20 protein-coding genes are annotated in these 20,642 nt (G+C 70.9%); 10 read left to right on the top strand and 10 right to left on the bottom strand.

Features of this window, described 5'->3' with window-relative positions:
• Window positions 1–3 precede the first annotated feature (3 nt).
• Window positions 4–798, top strand: coding sequence for an esterase/lipase family protein (locus BLT23_RS00845; protein WP_245743404.1), 795 nt, complete (start codon window positions 4–6; stop codon window positions 796–798).
• On the opposite strand, the gene BLT23_RS00840 is transcribed toward BLT23_RS00845, so the two are convergent.
• Complete coding sequence (locus BLT23_RS00840; RefSeq protein ID WP_090044499.1) at window positions 690–1,211, bottom strand: metallophosphoesterase family protein; 522 nt, start codon at window positions 1,209–1,211, stop codon at window positions 690–692. The two genes, BLT23_RS00845 and BLT23_RS00840, sit on opposite strands and share 109 nt — an antisense overlap.
• 102 nt (window positions 1,212–1,313) lie before the next feature.
• On the opposite strand from BLT23_RS00840, the gene ku reads away from it, so the two are divergent.
• Window positions 1,314–2,084 (top strand): non-homologous end joining protein Ku, encoded by a 771-nt coding sequence (gene ku, locus BLT23_RS00835; RefSeq protein WP_425434335.1) that lies wholly within the window; start codon window positions 1,314–1,316, stop codon window positions 2,082–2,084.
• 1 nt (window position 2,085) lies between these two features.
• Here the strand turns inward: ku and BLT23_RS00830 are convergent, their stop codons facing one another.
• Both BLT23_RS00830 and BLT23_RS00825 read right to left on the bottom strand, forming a co-directional pair.
• A complete protein-coding gene (locus BLT23_RS00830; RefSeq protein WP_245743402.1) occupies window positions 2,086–2,730 on the bottom strand; it encodes a PP2C family protein-serine/threonine phosphatase in 645 nt (214 codons plus the stop codon).
• A 69-nt stretch (window positions 2,731–2,799) separates the two neighbouring features.
• Window positions 2,800–3,738: a helix-turn-helix transcriptional regulator gene (locus BLT23_RS00825; protein WP_090044495.1), complete on the bottom strand. Its 939-nt coding sequence runs from the start codon at window positions 3,736–3,738 to the stop codon at window positions 2,800–2,802.
• Window positions 3,739–3,781: 43 nt separating this feature from the next.
• Here BLT23_RS00825 and BLT23_RS00820 point away from each other — a divergent pair, with 43 nt between their 5' ends.
• Window positions 3,782–4,858 (top strand): epoxide hydrolase family protein, encoded by a 1,077-nt coding sequence (locus BLT23_RS00820; protein ID WP_090044494.1) that lies wholly within the window; start codon window positions 3,782–3,784, stop codon window positions 4,856–4,858.
• Between the two features lie 31 nt (window positions 4,859–4,889).
• The gene (locus BLT23_RS00815; RefSeq protein WP_143035771.1) at window positions 4,890–7,496 is read left to right on the top strand and encodes an AfsR/SARP family transcriptional regulator; all 2,607 of its coding nucleotides are present in this window, start codon (window positions 4,890–4,892) and stop codon (window positions 7,494–7,496) included.
• Here the strand turns inward: BLT23_RS00815 and BLT23_RS00810 are convergent.
• The 3 genes from BLT23_RS00810 to BLT23_RS00800 form a co-directional block, all read right to left on the bottom strand.
• Entirely contained in the window at window positions 7,476–9,023 is a 1,548-nt protein-coding gene (locus tag BLT23_RS00810; protein WP_090044492.1) for an outer membrane protein assembly factor BamB family protein, read from the bottom strand. The genes BLT23_RS00815 and BLT23_RS00810 overlap by 21 nt on opposite strands.
• Before the next feature lie 73 nt (window positions 9,024–9,096).
• A complete protein-coding gene (locus BLT23_RS00805) occupies window positions 9,097–9,516 on the bottom strand; it encodes a hypothetical protein (protein ID WP_143035770.1) in 420 nt (139 codons plus the stop codon).
• Between the two features lie 45 nt (window positions 9,517–9,561).
• Window positions 9,562–10,335, bottom strand: a complete 774-nt coding sequence (locus BLT23_RS00800; RefSeq protein ID WP_090044489.1) for a TetR/AcrR family transcriptional regulator C-terminal domain-containing protein — start codon at window positions 10,333–10,335, stop codon at window positions 9,562–9,564.
• A gap of 78 nt (window positions 10,336–10,413) precedes the next feature.
• Here BLT23_RS00800 and BLT23_RS00795 point away from each other — a divergent pair, with 78 nt between their 5' ends.
• The 3 genes from BLT23_RS00795 (at window position 10,414) to BLT23_RS00785 (ending at window position 14,718) form a co-directional block, all read left to right on the top strand.
• Window positions 10,414–12,672: an ATP-binding cassette domain-containing protein gene (locus BLT23_RS00795; RefSeq protein WP_090044487.1), complete on the top strand. Its 2,259-nt coding sequence runs from the start codon at window positions 10,414–10,416 to the stop codon at window positions 12,670–12,672.
• The gene (locus BLT23_RS00790; protein WP_218133590.1) at window positions 12,669–13,451 is read left to right on the top strand and encodes a siderophore-interacting protein; all 783 of its coding nucleotides are present in this window, start codon (window positions 12,669–12,671) and stop codon (window positions 13,449–13,451) included. The genes BLT23_RS00795 and BLT23_RS00790 overlap by 4 nt, the downstream gene beginning before the upstream one ends.
• Before the next feature lie 64 nt (window positions 13,452–13,515).
• Window positions 13,516–14,718 carry a D-arabinono-1,4-lactone oxidase gene (locus BLT23_RS00785; protein ID WP_090045635.1) on the top strand — a complete coding sequence of 401 codons (1,203 nt, stop codon included), beginning with the start codon at window positions 13,516–13,518 and terminating at the stop codon, window positions 14,716–14,718.
• Here BLT23_RS00785 and BLT23_RS00780 read toward each other — a convergent pair.
• Window positions 14,691–15,329: a TetR family transcriptional regulator gene (locus BLT23_RS00780; RefSeq protein ID WP_090044486.1), complete on the bottom strand. Its 639-nt coding sequence runs from the start codon at window positions 15,327–15,329 to the stop codon at window positions 14,691–14,693. The genes BLT23_RS00785 and BLT23_RS00780 overlap by 28 nt on opposite strands.
• Before the next feature lie 68 nt (window positions 15,330–15,397).
• Here BLT23_RS00780 and BLT23_RS00775 point away from each other — a divergent pair, with 68 nt between their 5' ends.
• A complete protein-coding gene (locus tag BLT23_RS00775; RefSeq protein ID WP_090044484.1) occupies window positions 15,398–16,246 on the top strand; it encodes an SDR family NAD(P)-dependent oxidoreductase in 849 nt (282 codons plus the stop codon).
• Here BLT23_RS00775 and BLT23_RS00770 read toward each other — a convergent pair.
• Both BLT23_RS00770 and BLT23_RS00765 read right to left on the bottom strand, forming a co-directional pair.
• Window positions 16,236–16,808, bottom strand: coding sequence for an SRPBCC family protein (locus BLT23_RS00770; RefSeq protein ID WP_090044482.1), 573 nt, complete (start codon window positions 16,806–16,808; stop codon window positions 16,236–16,238). The genes BLT23_RS00775 and BLT23_RS00770 overlap by 11 nt on opposite strands.
• The gene (locus BLT23_RS00765) at window positions 16,798–17,298 is read right to left on the bottom strand and encodes an ArsR/SmtB family transcription factor (protein WP_218133589.1); all 501 of its coding nucleotides are present in this window, start codon (window positions 17,296–17,298) and stop codon (window positions 16,798–16,800) included. Before BLT23_RS00765 ends, BLT23_RS00770 begins: the two co-directional genes overlap by 11 nt.
• Before the next feature lie 106 nt (window positions 17,299–17,404).
• On the opposite strand from BLT23_RS00765, the gene BLT23_RS00760 reads away from it, so the two are divergent.
• Complete coding sequence (locus BLT23_RS00760; RefSeq protein ID WP_425434332.1) at window positions 17,405–19,540, top strand: RICIN domain-containing protein; 2,136 nt, start codon at window positions 17,405–17,407, stop codon at window positions 19,538–19,540.
• A gap of 49 nt (window positions 19,541–19,589) precedes the next feature.
• Here BLT23_RS00760 and BLT23_RS00755 read toward each other — a convergent pair whose 3' ends face one another.
• A complete protein-coding gene (locus tag BLT23_RS00755) occupies window positions 19,590–19,916 on the bottom strand; it encodes a DUF6204 family protein (protein WP_090044477.1) in 327 nt (108 codons plus the stop codon).
• A gap of 70 nt (window positions 19,917–19,986) precedes the next feature.
• Between BLT23_RS00755 and BLT23_RS00750 the strand changes: the two genes are divergently transcribed.
• Entirely contained in the window at window positions 19,987–20,628 is a 642-nt protein-coding gene (locus BLT23_RS00750; protein ID WP_090044475.1) for a thiaminase II/PqqC family protein, read from the top strand.
• The last annotated feature ends 14 nt before the right edge of the window (window positions 20,629–20,642 follow it).

Genomic DNA, 20,642 nt, shown 5'->3' with positions numbered 1-20,642 from the left:
GGCATGTTCGACGGATTGCGTTCTGTGGCGCGGGAAAGCGCGTTCAGGGCGTTGTGGGACGTACCGCGGTTGCTGCGCCACCCGGTGTGGCACAACGCCGATCCCGACGAGGGAGGCGGCCTCGGTGTCGTCCTCGTGCCCGGATTCGGCGCGGGAGGGTTCAGCCTCTGGCCCGCGGGCTGGTGGCTGCGCGCCCGCGGTTACCGGCCGGTGGGCTCGGGGGTCGGGCTGACCGTCGGCTGCACCGCGCAGCTGTTGTCCACGCTCCTGCGCAGCACCGAGGAGCACGCCGAGCGCACCGGCCGCCCCGTGGTGCTGCTCGGCCAGAGCCGCGGCGGCGGCCTCGCGCGCATGGTCGCCGCCCGGCGGCCCGACCTGGTGCACGGGCTCGTCATGCTGGGCAGCCCGATCCTGGACCCGCTCGGCGCGCATCCCAACGTCATGCGCATAGTGCGGTTCCTGACCAGGCTCGCCGCCGCGGGCGTCCCCGGCCTGCTCGACGACGACTGCCTGCGCGGACCGTGCTTCGACGAGCACATCCAGCACCTCGCGGAACCGTTGCGGGTCCCGGCGGTCTCGATCTTCTCGCGGTCCGACGGCGTCGTGCCGTGGGAGCTGTGCCAGGACCCGTGCGCGGACTGCGTCGAGGTGCACAGCACGCACACCGGCATGGGCTTCGACCCGCACGTCTACGAGCTGCTCGGCCCCCTGCTCGCCGGGTGGGCGAGCGGCACGATGCGCGCGTCCAGCAGCTCACCGCCGGACACCTCCAGCAGCCCGACGGTGGCGTGCGGCTGACGGCGCTTGTCCGTGGGTGAGCCGGGGTTGAACACGCGCAACCCGTCGCGTTCCTCGTCCCAGGGGATGTGCGAGTGCCCGAACACGACGAGGCGCGCCGCCGGGAAGCGGCGGCGCATCCTGGCCCACCGCCCGGTCTTCTGGCCGCTGTCGTGGATCATCGCGACCGGCAGGCCGTCGATCTCGAACTCGGCGGTCTCGCGTGCGCCCCACGCGGCGACGTCCGGCCCGTCGTTGTTGCCGCTCACGGCGATGACCGGCGCGTACCGGGCCAGCTCGTCCAGCACCGGCGCGACGCAGACGTCACCGGCGTGCAGGATCAGGTCGGCCGGCCGCAGGTGTTCGGCCACGGCCGGTGGGCACCGCTTCCAGAACCGCGGCGCGTGGGTGTCGGACAGCACGACGACTCTCACGATCGGGGACCGTAACCCGCCGGGTGGTTCGGCGCGGCACGGAGCGGGTACGTCCACCTCATGGCACGGGCTATCTGGAGCGGGTCGATCAGTTTCGGCCTGGTGACGATCCCGGTGGAGCTGTACAGCGCCACCACGGACCACACGGTGCACTTCAACCAGTTCCAGCGCGGCACGTCGGACCGCATCCGGTACAAGCGCGTCAACGAGCGGACCGGGCGTGAGGTGCCCTACGACAAGATCGTGAAAGGGCACGAGGTCGAGAGCGGCGAGTACGTCGTCGTGGAGCCCGAGGAGCTGGACGAGATCGCGCCCGGCCGTTCGCGCACGCTCGACATCGAGGCGTTCGTCGACCTCGACGAGATCGACCCCGTGTACTTCCAGAAGACCTACTGGCTGGGACCGGCGAAGGCCGAGTTCTCCCGGCCGTACCTGCTGCTCGCGCAGGCGATGAAGAAGACGAACCGCGCGGGCATCGCGATGTTCGTCATGCGCGGCAAGCAGTACCTCACGGCGTTGAAGGAGGACAACGGCATCCTGGCCGTCCACACGCTGTTCTTCGCCGACGAGATCCGCAAGCCCGAGGACGTCCTCGACGTGACGCCGGAGGGACGTGCGCCGCGCGGCAAGGAGCTCGACATGGCGATGTCGCTGGTCGAGTCGATGGCCGACGACTGGCGCCCGAAGGACTACCGCGACACCTACACCGAGCGCGTCAACAAGCTGATCGAGGACAAGCAGAAGGGCCGCGAGATCGTGGTGGAGGAGGAGCCGTCCGCCGCCACGGACGTCGTGGACCTCATGGAGGCGTTGCAGCGCAGCGTCGAGGCGAGCAAGAAGAAGCGCGGCGGCGGCAAGAAGAAGGCCGGCTAGATCAGCTCACCACGACGGCGGTCGCGTTGTCCGTTCCGCCCGCGTACAGGGCCGCTCGCACCAGCCGCTCGGCCGAAGCCTGACCGGACAGGATCGCCTCGATCCCGTTGTGCCCCAACGGCCCGTACACGCCGTCGGACACGAGGACGAGCCGGGCGGCCCTGGTCGCGGCACGGCCGATGTTCTCGGCGGTCGCGTTGCGGACCGTGTTCGTGACGACGTGGTCCATGCGCGGCTCCGCCACGATTCCACGCTCGCGGAAGTACTCGCCGACCGTGTGGTCGGTGGTGAGCTGCACGAACTCCTCGCCGTCCGTGGCGTACGCGCGCGCGTCGCCCGCCCACGCCACGTCGAAGCCGCCGTCCGGACGCGCGGTGGCCACGACGATGACCGCGTCACCGGAGTGGACCTGGAGAGCGGCGCGGGCGGCCAGCACCGCGGTGACCGGGTCGGTGAGCAGGGCTGCGGCCTGGGCGGCGGCGTGCGCCGCTTCGGCGGCGGCCGGTGAGTCGCCCACGCCGTCGGCGACGACGAACGTGCGGCGGCCGTTGGCGTACGCGTCGGCGTTGTACGTGCGCGGGCCCCGCTCCGACGCGTAGGTGGCGGTGAGCGCGGTGCCCAGCGGCATGGTGCGATCGATCAGCATGGCGGACCTCCTGACCTCCACTGAGCCGGGCGTACCTGGGAGTGTGCTGTCAGGAACCTGAGAAGAGCTCTAGAGTTTCGCCGCCCGGCGGAACCGGTCCGCCGCACGGACGAGCGCGGTGGCCAGTTCCGGTGGCGAGACGACCTCGAACTCCGCGGTGGTGCCCGCGAGCATGAACACCACGGCGTCCATGGTCTCGCCACCGACACGAACATGACACGATTCGGCGTCGAGCGCCACGACCTCGCCGTAGCTGTGCCACTCCGTCGCCTCGGAAGCGGGCACGGCGAGTCGCACAACGGCCTGCACCGGCCACCGATCGGCTACTCGTGCCGCCACGAACGCCCCAGGGTCCCCACCAGGGATCTCACGCGGCGTGAACCGGGCCCCGAACGGGGTGCGCACGGTCATACGATCGAGTCGAAAGGTGCGCCAGTCATCCCTTCGCACGTCCCACGCGACCAGGTACCAGCGCCGGCCCCACGTCACCAACCGGTGCGGTTCGGCCTCCCGCTCGGACTCCTCCCCCGCGTGGCTGACGTACGAGAACCGCAGCCGCTGCCGGTCACGGCACGCCGTTCCGACCGTGGTCAGCACGGCGGCGTCCACCACGGGCGCCGTGCCGGTGTGCGGCACCGTCGAGACGTCCAACGCCGCCACGCGGTGCCTCAACGCCGACGGCAACACCTGCTCGACCTTCAGCAACGCGCGCACGGCCGTCTCCCCGATGTTCTCGATGCCGCTGACCGTGCGCAGCCCGACCGCCACCGCGACGGCCTCGTCGTCGTCCAGCAGCAACGGCGGCAGCTGTGCGCCCGGACCCAGCCGGTAGCCACCTCCGGACGTCCCCATCGAGGCGTGAACGGGGTATTCGAGCGTGCGCAGCTTCTCGATATCACGGCGAACCGTGCGCGTGGTGACGCCCAACCGCTCCGCCAGCTCCACACCGGACCACTCCCGCCGCGACTGGAGCAGGCCGAGCAACTTCAACAACCGACTCGACGACACTGTAGGACCATATCTGTCCTACAGTCTTCATAGCGTCGCCCGCATGAAGCCGTTCGACATCTCCATTCCCCAGCACGAGCTCGACGACCTGCACCGCCGCCTCGACCAGACCCGCTGGCCCGACTCGCCGCGCGGCGCGGGCTGGGCCCAGGGCACGCCCTCCGACCACCTCCGCGGCCTCGTGCGGCGGTGGCGCGACTTCGACTGGCGCGAGCAGGAACGGCGGCTCAACAAGATCCCGCAGTTCATCACCGAGATCGACGGGACCAGGGTGCACTTCCTGCACGTGCGGAGCCCGAAGCCGGACGCGGAGCCGTTGCTGCTCACGCACGGCTGGCCGTCGACCTGCTTCGCGTTCCAGGACGTGCTCGAACCGCTGAGCCGCGACTTCCACCTGGTGGTGCCGTCGGTGCCCGGTTTCGGGTTCTCCGGCCCCACCCCGGAGCTCGGCTGGACCATCCCGCGCGTCGCCGACGTGTTCGCGGAGCTCATGCGGCGCCTGGGCTACGACCGCTACGTGGCGCACGGGTACGACTTCGGCGCCAAGCTCACCCGGCAGCTCGGGATGCGCGACGAGGTCCGCGCGATCCACGTCAACCAGATCTTCTCCGCGACCGTCACGGCGGAGACCGCCGACATGGAGGTCGAGGCCGAACGCCGCTGCGTGGAGAAGGCGTACAAGTACGAGTTCGAGCAGTTCGGGTACGTGTCGATGCAAAGCACCCGCCCGCAGTCGGTCGCCTACGCGCTCACCGACTCACCGGTGGCACAGCTGGAGTGGATCGAATGGGCGTTCCACACGTGGAGCGACCCCGGGATCGGGGTACCCGTCGATGCGCTGCTGACCACCGCGTCGATCTTCTGGTTCACCAGGACCGCGGGCTCGTCGGCGCGGTACTACCAGGAGGGGGACGAGACGTGGGGAGAGCTGGAACCGGACTCGGACACGCCGACGTCGGTGGCCGTGTACCCGCACGACGTGGGGGTACCGATCCGGCGCATGGCCGAGCGCAACCACGACATCGTGCGGTGGACCGAGATGCCGCGCGGTGGCCACTTCGCTCCGATGGAGGTGCCGGAGCTGGTGGTGGCCGAACTGCGGGAGTCGTTCGGCGTGTGAGCGCCCGTCCCGACCGGATACGGTGATCATCGTGCGGTTCACGGTGTTCGGCGGTGTCTCGGCGCGGACGGACGACGGCGTGACCGAGTTCGGCGCGACGCGGCTGGGCGCCCTGCTGGGGGTCCTGCTCGTGGACGCCGGTCGCGTGGTGAGCGCCGACGAGCTGGTCGAGCGCGTCCTGGGCGACACGCCACCGCCCCGCGCCCGCGCGATGACCCAGACGTGGCTGACCAGGCTGCGGCAGACGCTGCCCGGCCTGGTCGGACGCGACACCGGCGGGTACGTGGTGCGGGTCGACCCGCTGGAGGTCGACCTGCACCTGTTCCGGCACCTGGTGCGCACCGGCAGGACGGCGGCGGCGCTGGCCCTCGCCGGCGACGACCTGCTGGCCGGGCTGAACACGCCGTGGGCGGTGCGGCAACGCGCGGAGTTCGCGCAGGAGCTGCTCACCGCGCGGCTCGACCACCTCGACGCGCGCCTCGACGAGGGCGTGCACGCCGAGCTGGTGCCGGAGCTGCGCGCGCTCGCCGACCGGCGTCCGCTGGACGAACGCGTGGCCGCCCAGCTCATCAGGGCGCTGCACGGCTGCGGCCGCACGACCGAGGCGGTCGAGCACTTCCTGCGGGTGCGGGGCAGGCTGGCCGACGAGCTGGGCGCCGAACCGTCGCGGGCGCTGTCCTCGCTGTACCGGCGGCTGCGGCCGACGTCGGCGCCGCGGCAGCTGCCGGCCCCGCCCAAGCCGTTCACCGGCAGGGCGGTCGAGCTGGCGGCGCTCGACCAGGCGCCGCGCGGCGTCGTCGTGATCACCGGCACCGGTGGGGTCGGCAAGACCTCGCTGGCCGTGCACTGGGCGCACCAGGCCGCGGAACGGTTCCCGGACGGCCAGCTCTACGTGAACCTGCACGGGTTCGGCCCGAGCGGCGCGGCGGTCAGCCCCGGTGAGGCGTTGCTGCGGTTCCTGTCCGCGCTCGACGTGCCGCGGGCGAAGGTGCCGCACGACCTGGCGGGCCAGTCGGAGCTGCTGCGCGACGCGCTGGCGGACAAGCGGGTGCTGATGGTGCTCGACAACGCCACGGACACCGACCAGATCGAGCCGCTGCTGCCGCACACGCCGCACACGCACGTCGTGATCACCAGCCGCACCGCGCTGAAGCCTCCGGACGCGCACTCGTTGCCGCTGGGCCTGTTGCCGCCCGACGAGGCCCGCGCGCTGCTGGCGTCGCGGATCGGCCACGACCGCGCGCGGGCCGAGCCCGAGGCGGTCGACGAGGTGGTGCGCCGCTGCGCGCGGCTCCCGCTGGCGCTCGCGGTGGCCGGGGCGCGGGCGGCGACGCAGCCGGAGTTCCCGCTGGCGGCGCTGGCGGACGAGCTCGCCGACCTCGACGCGTTCGCCGACGACGATGACGTCACGGCGGACCTGCGGTCGGTGTTCTCCCACTCCTGCAAGGCGTTGAGCCCGGCCGCGCTGCGGTTGTTCGGTCTGCTCGGCCTGACACCGGGCTCGGACATCGGCCTGGCGGGCGCCGCCTCGCTCGCCGGGCTGGACCTGGCCGAGACGGAGGCGCTGCTGGCGGAGCTCGCCAGGGCGAACCTGCTCGACGAGCCGGAGCCCGGCCGGTTCACCTGCCACGACCTGCTGCGCGGCTACGCGGCCGAGCTGGCGCCCGCGGACGAACGGGACGAGGCACTGCACCGGTTGCTCGACCACCTCGCGCTGACGGGCGTGGCGGCGGGCGTGGCGTTCACCCCGACCCGGCATCGCCCGCGCACACCGGACCCGGCTCCGGGCGTGGTGGTCACGTCGTTCGGCACGCACGAGGAAGCACTGGCGTGGCTGACGGCCGAGCACCCGGCGCTGATGTCCGCGCTGCCGCACGCCACCCCGGTGCAGACGTGGCTGATCGGCTGGGCGCTCGCCGACGTCCTCGACCGCCGGGCCCACTACGCGGACCTGCTGACCGCGCAACAGCTCGCGGTCGCCGCGGCCGGGCAGCTCGGCGACGCGGCCGAGCTGGGGCGTGCCCTGATCAACCTGGGCCGCGCGTTCGACCGGGTGGGACGGCGGGAGGACGCCCAGGCCGCGCTGGAACGCGCTTTCGAAGCCTATGAAGGAAATCCGGCGGGACAGGCGGGGGTGCTGCTCAACATCGCGATGCTGTGCCCGGACGACCGGATCGGCGAGGCGGTGGAGCACACGCGGCGCGGCCTCGCGCTGTTCGAGGAGTGCGGCGACCGCTACGGCCAGGCGAACGCGCTGACCGGGCTCGCCTGGAGCCACGTCAGGCTCGGCGAGTACGCGAAGGCGATCGAGTACGCCGAGCGCGTGATGCCGATGTGGCGGGCGCTGGGCCACGTCATGGGCGAGGGCGAGACGTGGGACAACCTCGGCTCCGCCCACCTCGGCCTGGGCAGGCCCGCCGAGGCCGTCGAGGCGTTCACCCGGTCCGTCGAGCACTTCCGGGCTGGCGGAGACCGGGCCCTCGAAGCCGCCGCCCGCGAACGGCTCGGCGACGCCCACGCGGCGGCGGGAGACGGCGAAGCCGCCCGCAGGGCCTGGCTCCTGGCGGTCGAGGTGCGCACCGAGGCCGGTCTGCCGACCGGCCCGGTGCGCCGCAAGCTACAGACCGAAGGCCAGTAGCACGTGCCCGTGCGGGCTCTCGTACTCCGGGTAGTAGCCCGAGTTCACGAACACCATCCCGTTCGCCACCACGGCCCCGGTGCCCGGCCCCGACATGGTGCCGCCACGCCCGGTCAGCCCGTTCACGCCCCGGACGTCCTGGATCGTGTCGTGCGACCAGATGATCCGGCCGTTCCTCGCGTCGTACGCGCGGAACTTGCCGTCGGCCGCGCCGAGCCACACCACACCCGGTGAGCTCGACACCGGGAGCCCGTGCGCCCGCTCGCAGACGGGCTGACCGGCCGCGCCGCCCGTGGAGCAGCCGTCCTCGGGCGCCGGGGTCTGCCACAGCACCTCGCCGGTGGCGGGGTCCAGCGCGAACAACGTGCCGGGGCCCGCGTAGTAGGTGGCGATGTAGAGCCGCTTGCCGTCGTAGCTCGATCCCCACTGGATGCCGGAGATGCCGCCGCTGGGCAGCGGCACGCCGAGCTGGCGCCGCCACACGACCTGGCCCGTCGCGGCGTCGAACACGTGGTACACACCGGACTTCTGCCCCACGCCGACGAGCCGCCTGCCGCCGGCGGTGAACAGGTTCGGCGTGGCGCCGATGTCGTAGTCGAGGTTGGTCCCGTCCTTCAGCCCGGGGCAGTAGCCCTCGGCGTCCGGGGTGTTGCAGGCGTCGCGCCACGTGTCGGCGTCGGTGACCTGGTGGGTCCACCGCACGGCGCCGGTGCGGGCGTCGAGCGCGAGCAGCGAGTCGAACTCGCCGCCCTTGCCCGTGTAGTTCTGGCCCGTGCCGACGTAGAGGGTGCCCGTCCTCCTGTCGATCACCGGTGAGCTCCACACCCCGGCGCCGGACGGCTCGAACCGCTTGGCGCCGTTGGGCCACGTCCCGACCTCGACCGGCTCCGGCACCGTGTGGTGGCGCCACACCAGCGCGCCGTTGTCGACGTCGTAGGCGTCGACGTGGCCGCGGAACGTGCAGCAGTCGTGCGAGATCGGCAGCGTGTTCTCAGCGCTGGACACGCCCACGTACACGAGTCCGTTGTGGACGATCGGCGAGCTGGTCGTGGTGGAGGCGATGCCGTCGTCGAGCCGCACCTGCCACCTCAGCCGCCCGGTGCGCTGGTCGAGCGCGTAGAACCGGCTCACGCTGTCGCCGAAGAACACCTTGCCACCGGAGACGACCGGGCTGTCGGAGACGGACACGTGCCGCTCGGCGGGCGGGAGCGTGAACTCCCACCCGGCTCCGCCGCGGCGCGCGTCACGGGCCCGGAACTTCCCGTCGGGGCCCCCGAAGTAGACGGTGTCCCCCACGACCGCCGGCTGGCTGCGGACACCGTTGACCTCGCCCCTGGGATAGGTGAACGCCCACTTGAGCTTCAGCTTGCCCGCGTTGCCGCGGTCGATGCGCCACTCGGCGGCGTTGTGCCGCGATCCGTCGAGGTCCTTCTGCCACCCGTTCCAGTCGCCGTTCGCGCGGGCCGTCACCGGTCCCGCTGTCAGCACTGTCAGCGCCGCGGTCAGCAGCGCCGTCGTTTTCAGCATGAGTAGCCCCCTTCCACCGGCGATTCTGGTAGCGGAGGCACCCCCGGCTCTTCCCCTCAACGTCTCGACAAAGTCAGCCGATCGGTTGATGCGGCTCGGGTGACCGGACCTCCGCGAGGGTCACGTGGCCCGCGAACCCGCCGAACCGCTGTGCCAGCGGGCCTTCGCCCCTGGCGAGCGCGCGCCACAGGTCGCGGTGCGCGTCCGCGACCAGCCGGTCGCTCGGCAGCACCACCACGTACCCCTGCCGCGCCAGCTCCTCCGCGTACGCGTCGTTGCCGCGGAAGCTGAACACGACCTGCCGCACGCCGACGAGCGTGCGCGGCGAGTGGACCACCGCGGCCAGGTCACCGGTCTCGTACGCCATCCTCGTCACAGCGGGCCGGTAGCCGGTGTGCGGCGGCGTGGTGGCCGCGGTGAGCGGTGAGGTCAGCAGCATCGAGAACAGGGCGACCGCAAGGATTCCCCCGACTCCTGTGGAGCGGATTGCCATGCCTCGATCTCATCGAGTCCATGTGCTCTGAACGTCCGCACTGTGTCACGGTTGTGTCACAGCCGCCTCGACACCGTCGAGGAGCACGCGCAGCCCGACGCGGAAGTTCTCCATCGCGTCGTTCTCCAGGTACGGCAGCTCGGGGTCGGCGGGTTCCCGGTCGTGCTCCAGCACGTGCAGCATGGGGTACTTCTTCTCCAGGTCCGGTTCGAGCTCCACGAGCACGGCGGACCGCGCGTACCACCACTCCTCGTCGGCCTCCCCGGTCGCACCGCTCGCGGCCCGCGCCTCGGCGACGGTCTGGGCGGCTCCGCGCACGAAGTAGTGCAGGGCGCCCGCGATGCCGCGCAGCCTGCGTCCGGGCAGGCCGGTCGACACCAGGATCGCCGCGAGGGCCTCGGTGGTGGCGAACTCGTGCGGGCCGAGCACCGGTCGCGCCTGGGACACCTGCAACACCCACGGGTGCCGGACGTAGCACTCCCACGTGTCGTGTGCCCACCGCGTGACGGCCGCACGCCAGCCCTCGTCCAGGGAGTAGGAGCCGGGCAGCCCGGCCAGCGCGCGGTCGTACATGAGATCGACCAGCTCGTTCTTGCCCGGCACGTACGTGTAGAGGGCCATGGCGGTGCGGCCGAGCCGTTCGCCGACCGCCCGCATCGAGAACGCGAGGCCCTGCTCGTCGGCGACCGCGATGGCCGCGTCGACGATCGCGTCCACGCTCAGCGCCGGTTTCGACCCCGGCCGCCTGGTCTCGGCCGCGCCGCGCCAGAGCAGCTCGATGGACCGGCGCGGATCGCCCTGACCAGCGTAGACGACCACGGTTGCGACTCCTTACGACGTAAAGTAATCTCGGCGCCTCACACTTTACGCCATAAAGAATCATTGGGGGAACCAGCGGTGAACGCTGTCGCGGACAGCCACGACGTGATCCAGGTCCGCGGGGCGAGGGAGAACAACCTCGCGGACGTGTCGCTCGACGTGCCCAAACGCCGCCTGACCGTCTTCACCGGCGTGTCCGGCTCCGGCAAGTCCTCGCTCGTCTTCGGCACGATCGCGGCCGAGTCACAGCGCATGATCAACGAGACCTACACCGCGTTCCTGCAGTCCTTCATGCCGTCCATCGGCAGGCCGGACGTGGACGCCCTGCACAACCTGAGCGCGGCGATCATCGTCGACCAGGAGCGGATGGGCGCGAACTCCCGCTCCACCGTCGGCACCGCGACCGACGCCCACACGATGCTGCGGATCGTGTTCAGCCGCCTCGGCGAACCGCACGCCGGCACGTCCGGCGCGTTCAGCTTCAACCTGCCGGAGGGCATGTGCCCGGTGTGCGAGGGGCTCGGCAAGGTCACCACGATCGACGTGGACGCGATCGTGGACCGGTCGAAGTCGTTGAACGACGGCGCGATCGACGCCCCCAACTACGGCGTCGGCACCTGGTACTGGCAGGTTCTCGCCCACTCCGGCCTCTACCCCGCCGACCGGCCGATCGCCGAGTTCACCGAGCAGCAGCTGCACGACTTCCTGCACAAGCCGACGACGAAGCTGAACATCGGCGGCACCAACGTCACCTACGACGGCCTGATCCCGAAGCTGCAACGCACCGTCCTGTCCAAGGACCGCGAGTCGATGCAGCCGCACATCAGGGCGTTCGTCGACCGCGCCGTCACCTTCACGGCGTGCGGGAGCTGCCGGGGCACGAGGCTCAACGAGGCCGCGCTCGCGTCGAAGATCCGCGGCCTGAACATCGCCGACTGCTGCGCCCTGCAGATCAGCGACCTCGCGAAGTTCGTGCACGAGATCGACGACCCGTCGGTGGCACCGCTGCTGACGACGTTGCGCGACACGCTGGACTCGCTGGTCGAGATCGGCCTCGGCTACCTGTCGCTCGACCGGGAGTCCGGCACGCTGTCCGGCGGCGAGTCGCAACGGGTGAAGATGGTGCGGCACCTGGGTTCCTCGCTCACCGACATCACCTACGTGTTCGACGAGCCGACCGTCGGCCTGCACCCGCACGACATCCAGCGGATGAACAACCTGCTGCTGCGCCTGCGGGACAAGGGCAACACGGTCCTCGTCGTGGAGCACAAGCCCGAGACCATCGCCATCGCCGACCACGTCGTGGACCTCGGTCCTGGCGCGGGCGTCAACGGCGGCCAAGTCTGCTACGCCGGTGACGTGGCGGGGCTGCGCGCGTCCGGCACGCTGACCGGCCGCCACCTCGACCACCGCGCGAAGCTGCGCACGGAGTTCCGCTCCCCCAAGGGGTTCCTGCCGATCACCGGCGCACGGACGAACAACCTCAAGGACGTCTCGGTCGACCTCCCGCTCGGCGTGCTCACCGTCGTCACCGGCGTCGCGGGCTCCGGCAAGTCGTCGCTGATCCACGGGTCCCTGCGCGGCAAGCCGGGCGTCGTCACCGTCGACCAGTCCCCGATCCGCGGCTCGCGCCGGTCCAACCCCGCCACCTACACCGGCCTGCTCGACTCGGTCAGGACCGCGTTCGCCAAGGCCAATGGCGTCAAAGCCGCGCTGTTCAGCGCGAACTCCGAGGGTGCCTGCGAGAACTGCAAAGGCATCGGCCTCGTCTACACCGACCTCGCCATGATGGCCGGCGTCGCGACCGTGTGCGAGAAGTGCGAAGGCAAGCGGTTCACCCCCGAGGTGCTGCGCTACACGTTGCGGGGCAAGAACATCAGCGAGGTGCTGGCCATGTCCGTGGCCGACGCCCGCGAGTTCTTCCCGTCCGGCCAGGCGCACGCCGTGCTGAGCCGCCTGCACGACGTCGGCCTGTCCTACCTCTCGCTCGGCCAGCCGCTCACCACCCTGTCCGGCGGCGAGCGCCAGCGGCTCAAGCTCGCGATCCACATGGCCGAGAAGGCGTCGACGTACGTGCTGGACGAACCGACGTCCGGCCTGCACCTCGCGGACGTCGACCAGCTGCTCGGCCTGCTCGACCAGCTGATCGACGCGGGCAACACGGTGATCGTGATCGAGCACCACCAGGCCGTGATGGCGCACGCGGACTGGGTCGTCGACCTGGGCCCCGGCGCGGGCCACGACGGCGGCCGGGTCGTGTTCACCGGCACCCCCGCCGACCTCGTGTCCACTTCGGACACCCTCACCGCCCGGCACCTGAAGGAGTACCTGTCGTGACCACGCTGACGGTGACCTCGGTCGAGCCGCTGACCCCGCGGATGACCAGGGTCCGCTTCACCGGCGACGGGCTGGCGGACCTCGGCACGTGGCCCGACCAGCAGCTGAAGCTGCTGTTCCCGAAACCGGGTCACACCGCGCACGTGTCGGACTCCCCGGACGTCGGCGTCTGGTACCAGGCTTACCTGGCGTTGCCGGAAGCCGAACGGCCGTGGATGCGCAGCTTCACGGTGCGGTCGCTGGCCGGCGGCGTGCTGACCGTCGACTTCGTGCTGCACGGCGACAGCGGACCGGCGGCGAGGTGGGCGGCCCGGGCTCAGCCCGGCGACGTCATCGGCCGGTTCGGCCCGTCCCGCGACTACGCCCGCCCGGTGGGGACGGCCGATCTTCTGGTGTTCGCGGGCGACGAGACGGCGTTGCCCGCGATCGCCTCACTGCTCGAGACGCTGCCGCCGACGCAACGGTTCCAGGCCGTGGTCGAGGTCGCGGACCCGGCGGAGGAACAGGACGTCCCGGGCGTGCGGTGGGTGCACCGCAGTGCCGGGGAGGACCTCGTCTCGGCGGTGCCGGCGCTGGAGGTCCCGGAGTCGGTGTGGGTGTGGCTCGGCGGTGAAGCCTCCGCGGTGCGCGCGTTGCGGCGGCACTTCGTCGCTCTCGGCGTGGCCAAGAAGGACATCGAGTTCGCCGGTTACTGGCGCCGGAAGCTGACGCAGGACGACGCGCCCACAGCCGACGACCTGGCCGAGGCCCAAGAGCGTCTCGCGATGCTCACCGAGTGATTTTCTTCGGTCAACACTGAAGCAACAACGCTGAACGACACCCGGCCCGGTTACCGTGGTGGTCATGAGGACCAACTGGGCGGGCAACGTCACGTTCACCTCGGCCGAAGCGGTCACCCCCGCTTCGGCCGACGACCTGCGCGCACTCGTCCGCGGCTCGTCGGCCGTCCACGTGGTCGGCTCCGGCCACTCGTTCAGCCCGATCGCCGACACCGCGGGTACGCAGGTGTCGCTGTCGGCCATGCCCGCGACGTTCGAGGTGTCCGGCTCGACGGCCAAGGTCAGCGCCGGGATGACCCTCGCCGAGCTGTCGGTGCGTCTGGAGACCGAGGGCCTGGCCCTGCACACGCTGCCGTCACTGCCGCACATCACCGTCGCGGGCGCCGTCGCCACCGCCACCCACGGTTCCGGCTCCCACTCGCTCGCGGGCGCCGTCCGTGCGATGGAGGTGATGCGCGGCGACGGCTCGGTGGTCGAACTGACCCACCCCGGCGCCGTCGTGTCCCTCGGCGGCCTCGGCGTCGTCACGACCGTGACGCTCGACGTCGTGCCGTCGTTCGAGGTGGCGCAGACCATCTACGAGGAAGTCGCCTGGACGACGCTGCTGGTCCAGCTCGACCAGATCTTCGCGGGCGCGTACAGCGTGAGCGCGTTCGTCGACTGGCAGGGCGGCGCGACGCTGTTCGTGAAGCACCGCGTGGGCGACCCGCCGTACGCCTTCCCCGGCCGCCCCGCCACCACCCCCGTCCACCCGGTGCCCGGCCAGCCCGCCCTGCACTGCACCGTCCAGGGCGGCGAGCCCGGCCCGTGGCACGAGCGCCTCCCCCACTTCCGCGCCGAGTTCACCCCGTCCGTCGGCGACGAGCTGCAGACCGAGTACTTCGTCCCCCGCAGCCGCGCCGTGACGGCGCTGCGCGCACTGGCCGAGATGTCGACCGTGATCTCCCCGCTCGTGCAGACCTGCGAGATCCGCACCGTGTCCGACGAGGCCGCGTGGCTCAGCCCCGCCCACGACCGCGACAGCCTCGCCATCCACTTCACCTGGGTGCCGAACACCCCGGCCGTGCTGGCCGTGCTGCCGCGCCTGGAGGAGGCGATCGCGCCACGCCCGCACTGGGGCAAGCTCTTCACCGTGCCGCCCGCCCTGCTCGCGGCCCGCTACCCGCACTGGGACGCGTTCCGCGCCCTGCTGAACGAGCACGACCCGAAGGGCGTGTTCCGCAACGAGTTCCTGACCCGCTACTTCGGACCGGCCACCTCGGCCTGACCGCGGGGCGCGTCGAGCACCGCCACGGCCCGTGCGTGGACGCCGGCGAACGGGCCCTTGACGCCGAGCGCCAGCCAGGAGTGCTGCGCGGCGAGGAAGGCCCCGAACTCGGCGGCGACGAGCACCCTGGGCTCGGGGTCGTCCACCGCGCGCGGACGCCCTTCCGCACGCGCGCGCTCGAACAGCACCGCGACGATCGCGTCCTGCATCTTCTGCAGCTTCTCCAGGTACGCGGCGTACAGCAGCGGTGTCTCGAAGACCAGCCGCAAGGCCGAGGCGATCACGTCGCGGTGGCCGGGCGGGTCGGAGATCTTCACCAGGAAGGCGAGGACGGACCGCAGCGACGCCAGATCGTCCTCCCCCGCCGGTCGCGCCGACAACTCGGCGAGCAGGTCGGCCAGGACGGCGTCGTACCCGCCGAGGACGATCTCCTCCTTGGTCGCGAAGTAGCGGAAGACGCTGCGCTGCGACATCCCGACCACGGCCGCGATGTCGTCGATGGTCGTGGCCTCGAACCCGCGCTCGACGAACAGCCGTTTCGCGACGGCCGCGATCTCCGCCTTCACCGCGCGGCGCGTGCGCTCCCGGAGCCCCGGTTCCTTCTCGGCCATGATCGCGCCATCTTAACTGGCACCGTCGAACGTGACAGTCACTGTCACTTTGTGCATAGACTGTCGACATGCGCAGAACCATCGTCATCACCGGGGCCAGTGACGGCATCGGGGCCGCGGCCGCCCGGCGGCTTCACCGGGACGGCCACCGGGTGGTGGTCGTCGGGCGTGACGCCCGCAAGACCGAGGCCGTCGCCCGCGAGCTCGGCACGGACCACCACGTCGCCGACTACACACGTCTCGACGACGTGCGGAGGCTCGCCGCCGAGCTGGACTCGGCCCACGAGCGGATCGACGTGCTCGCGAACAACGCGGGCGGCGTCTTCGGCGACCCGGCCAGGACCGCGGACGGGTTCGAACGGACGTTCCAGGTCAACCACCTGGCACCGTTCCTGCTCACGCGGCTGCTGCTGGACAAGCTGCTCGCCTCGCGGGCGAGCGTCATCCAGACCACGACCCTGCACGGGGGCATGGTCCGCACGCTCGACCTCGACGACCTCAACCACGACCGCGGCCTCAACGCCGTGCGCGCCTACAACGCGGCCAAGCTCGAAAACGTGCTGTTCACCAAGGAACTGCACCGGCGCTACCACGACCAGGGCCTGTCGGCGGCCGCGTTCTACCCCGGCAACGTGGCGACGAACTTCGGCTCGGAGACCACCAGCCGGCTGATGCGGTTCCTGGCCACCAACCCCCTCTCCCGCGCCGTCCTGCTGACGACCCCGGACAACGGCGCCCGCGAGCTGGTGCGGCTCGCCACCGGCGCCCCTGGCGTGGACTGGCGCTCGGGCGAGTACTACGCGGGTGGCGCGCCGGGCAAGCGGCTCAACAAGCTCGCGCTCGACGCGGGTCTGGCCAGAGGGCTGTGGGACCGCTCGGAAGCCCTGCTCGACGGAACCGGCACCGTCACGAGGTGACCTGCTCCGGCCCCTTCCGGCGCAACGCCTCCAGCTCGGCGTCGGAGAGCCCGTACGTCGTCACCACGGTCAGCGTCGGGCTGGTGATCACCAGCCCGGGCCCGAGCTCCTCGACCACGACCCCGCGCTGGTTCTCCGACTCGAAGAACGGCGTTCCCGCCAGACCGAGCGAGACCTCGGACGGCCAGAACAGCGTCCGGCGCTGCTGTCCGGGGTGGTGCTCGTGCGCGAACTTGAGCTGGTGCAGGAAGGTGATCCAGCCCTCGGTGATCTCGTCGTAGTAGTCGTCCCACTCGGGCGAGGCGCCCTTGGGCGCACGGGTCAGCACCACGCGCGTGCCTTCGGGGACGGGGGTCAGCGTGAACGTGTCGTGGCCCTGGACGACCAGGGTGGCGCCGTTCTCCGTGGCGTTGTCGAAGTAGATCTCGTCGATCTCGGCGTCGAGCTCCGGGGTGTCCCAGCCGTGCCAGTGGCGCAGCTTCTCCTTGTCCCGAAAGGACTGCCAGACCTCGTCGACCGGCGCGGCCACGGTGATCTCGATCCGGACGCCGTCATCGCTCATCGGAGACTCCCGGGTGACCCAGGGCGACCACCCGGTACGGGCGGCCTTCGTCGGTGTCGTACTTCAGGGCCACCTGCCGCACCGCTTCGGCCAGGTCGCTGGTGAACTCGTGGACGTCGCCGGGGGTGCCGAAGCGGACCGTCGTCTCCACGGTGAACGTGAGCAAACGCTTTCCCGCGTCGGCCGCGGCGCCGGACATGCGGTCCACCTCGCGGGCCGCGCCGGAGGCGACGGACACCAGGTGCGTGGCGGCGAACTGGTCCTGCACGTCCGCGGCGATCTCGCGGCCGGGGCGGGCGCGCAGCACGCGTTCGACACAGCCGCGGCGTTGCCGTTCCTCCACGAGCTCGACGAGGCCCGCCTGTTCCAGGGCTCTGACGTGGTAGTTCACCCGTTGGCGCGGTAAGTCCAGTGCCGCCGCGAGCTGGGTCGCCGAGGCGGGCGACTTCAGCAGCTCCAGCAGCGAGCGGCGCAGCGGGGACAGTTCCACGCCCCGCACGGTTCCATTCGACAAACTGATCGGTCAATACCGGAACGCGACCGGAAACAGGTAACTTCGTTGACGGTTGTGTCCGGGCGCACCCACCCTGAAGGCCGTGAGAATCCCCCTGCTGGTGGCAGCGTTGGCGGCAGCAGCGGTCGTTCCCGTGTGGACGGTCGCGGCGCAGGCCGACGTGGTGCCCGGAACCGCTTATCAGGTGACGAACGTCGGTAGCGGAAAGTGTGTGGAGTCGCTGGGAACGGCCAACGGCGCACAGCTCCGCCAACAAGGCTGCTCCGGGCAGACGTGGAAGTTCACGCCCACGAGCGACGGCTACTACACGGTCGGCGAAGGCGCCGTCTGGGACGTCTCGAACGTCTCCACCGCGGACAACGCGGCGATCCACATGTGGCAGAACTTCTCGGCGAACAACCAGCAGTGGCGCGCCGAACAGGTGGGCACCGACACCTACCGGTTCGTGAGCAGGCACAGCGGCAAGTGCCTGGACGTGCCCGCCGCGACGAACAACGACGTGCAGCTGGTCCAGTACACCTGCAACGGGACCAACGCGCAGCTCTTCCGGCTCGGCACGGCGACGCACAATCCCGGCGAGCCCGACTTCGGCCCGAACGTGCTGGTCTTCGACCCGTCGATGCCCGCGTCGACCATCCAGGCCCGGCTGAACGACGTCTTCCGGCAGCAGGAGGAGGGTCAGTACGACGCGCGCCGGTACGCGGTGCTGTTCAAGCCCGGCAACTACGACGTCGACGTCAACATCGGTTTCTTCACGCAGGTGCTCGGACTGGGCCTGCTGCCGGACGGTGTCACGATCAACGGCCAGGTGCACGTCGAGGCCGACTGGTTCGAGGGCAACGCGACGCACAACTTCTGGCGCGGCGCGGAGAACCTCGCGATCCGGCCGCCGGGCGGCACCAACACCTGGGCGGTCTCGCAGGCGTCCGCGATGCGCCGCACCAAGACCTACGGCAACATGCGGCTCGACGACGGCGGCTGGTCCAGCGGAGGGTTCCTCGCGGACTCCGTGGTGACCGGGCAGGTGCGGTCGGGTTCGCAGCAGCAGTGGCTGTCGCGCAACACCGAGTGGGGTTCGTGGACCGGCGAGAACTGGAACATGGTGTTCGTCGGTGCGCGCAACGCACCGCAGACGTCGTTCCCCGAGCCGCCCTACACCACCGTGTCGCAGACGCCCCTGATCCGGGAGAAGCCGTTCCTGAACGTCGACAGCGGCGGCAGCTACAACGTGTTCGTCCCCGCGCTGCGGTCCGGCTCGAGCGGCACCACGTGGGCGAGCGGAAACCAGCAGGGCACGAACATCCCGTTGTCGCGGTTCTACATCGCCAAGCCCGGCACCAGCGCGGCGACGATCAACCAGCAGCTCGCGGCCGGCAAGCACCTGCTGCTCACGCCGGGCGTCCACCAGGTCAGCGAGCCGATCAGGGTCACCCGTCCGGACACCGTCGTGCTGGGTCTCGGTCTCGCGACCGTCATGCCCACCAACGGGAACATGGCGCTGGACGTGGCCGACGTGGACGGCGTGAAGATCGCCGGGCTGCTGATCGACGCGGCTCCGGCCAACTCTCCCCTGCTGGCGCAGATCGGGGCCCCCGGCAGCAACGCGAACCACTCGGCCAACCCCACGTCGTTGCACGACGTGTACGTGCGGATCGGCGGTTCGGCCGTCGGGCGGGCCACCACCTCGTTGGTCGTCAACAGTCACAACGTGATCGGCGACCACCTGTGGTTGTGGCGCGGTGACCACTCCTACGGCGTCGGCTGGGACCTCAACACCGCGGACACCGGTCTGGTCGTCAACGGCGACAACGTCACCATGTACGGGCTCTTCGTCGAGCACTACCAGAAGTACCAGACCGTCTGGAACGGCCAGGGCGGCCGGACGTACTTCTACCAGAACGAGATGCCCTACGAAGCGCCCAACCAGGCCGCGTGGATGAACGGCTCGACCCGCGGGTACGCCGCGTACAAGGTCGCGAACCACGTCACGACGCACGAGGCGTGGGGCCTGGGCAGCTACATCTACATGCGCTACAACGCCTCGGTGACGGCGGACCGCGCCTTCGAGGTGCCGGACACGCCCGGCGTGAAGTTCCACAGCATGGTCACGGTGTCGTTGGGCGGCAACGGAACCATCCAGCGGGTCATCAACAACGCGGGCGGCACGGCCACGGCCGGGTCGACGGAGGCGTACCTCGCCCACTACCCCGGCCCGTGACAGGCCGGGTCTCCGTGCTCCCCTCCCGGGAGCACGGAGACCCGGGGCTTCAGACCAGCCGCTTCGGCCGGTTGATCTTCATCTCGTCCATGTCGGTGACCTTCGCCTTGAGGCCCCGGAAGTCGACGCCCAGCTCGTCGAGCGCCGCGGTCGCCCGCCGCAGACCGGCCTCGTCCGGCTTCTCCGCGGCCGTCAGGACCACGCGGTAGCTGAAGAAGTCGAGCTTCTCGTCGTAGGTCAGGGCGCCCTCCTCGGAGAACCCGCCCTCCCGCAGGAAGTCGAAGCCCTTCAGCCGGTCCCGCAGCGCGGCGCGCTGGTCGTCGGTGAGGTCGGCGAAGCGGCCGCGGACGAGTACTCGGTAGGTGTGTTCAGCCACGAGCGGACATGGTCCCCGATCACCCGCCGATCTGGCGAACGATTTCCCCGGTGCGGAAGAATCGCCGCCCATGAAGGCACAAGAGCTGGTCACGCGCATCCGGACGGAGCTGCACCCCGGTGAGCACGACAACCTCGTGGTCAGGCTGATCGAGACGGGTGAGGCCCCGCGGGCGGTGATCGCCACCTTCGCGGCCGAGGAGAACCACATCGTGTCGTCGGACTGGCGGACGTTCCTCGCGCTCGCGGCCAAGGCCGAGGAGCCGAACGCGCGGGCGTTCTTCACGCTGCTGGCGGGCGGTGAGGAGCTGGTGCTGCCGATGCTGCAGCCGCTGGCGGAGGCCGCGGGAATGTCCGCCAAGGACTTCCACGGCTACGAGCCGTTCCCCGGCTGCCAGGGCTACCCCGCCTACCAGGCGTGGATGGCGATGAACGGCGAGCCGACCGACGTGATCCTGGCGATCCTCGCGAACTTCACCGCGTGGGGCGGCTACTGCGCGCGCATGGCCAAGGGGCTGCGCGAGCACTACGGGTTCGGCGACGAGGCGTGCGCGTTCGTCGACTTCTTCGCCACTCCCGCGCCGCAGCTGGAGGAACGGGCGCTCGCCGCCGTGCAGGCCGCGCTGGACAGCGGCTGGCAGCCGAAGCACGCGTGGCGCTACGGCCGCCTGTTGCAGGCTTACGAGCTGCAGTTCTGGTCCACGCTGGCCTGACCTGGTGGGGGCGG

This window comes from Lentzea fradiae, assembly GCF_900100955.1.
Lineage (GTDB): Bacteria > Actinomycetota > Actinomycetes > Mycobacteriales > Pseudonocardiaceae > Lentzea > Lentzea fradiae.
Note: the sequence above shows the minus strand (reverse complement) of the source record. Positions and strands in the feature narration are given on the sequence as shown.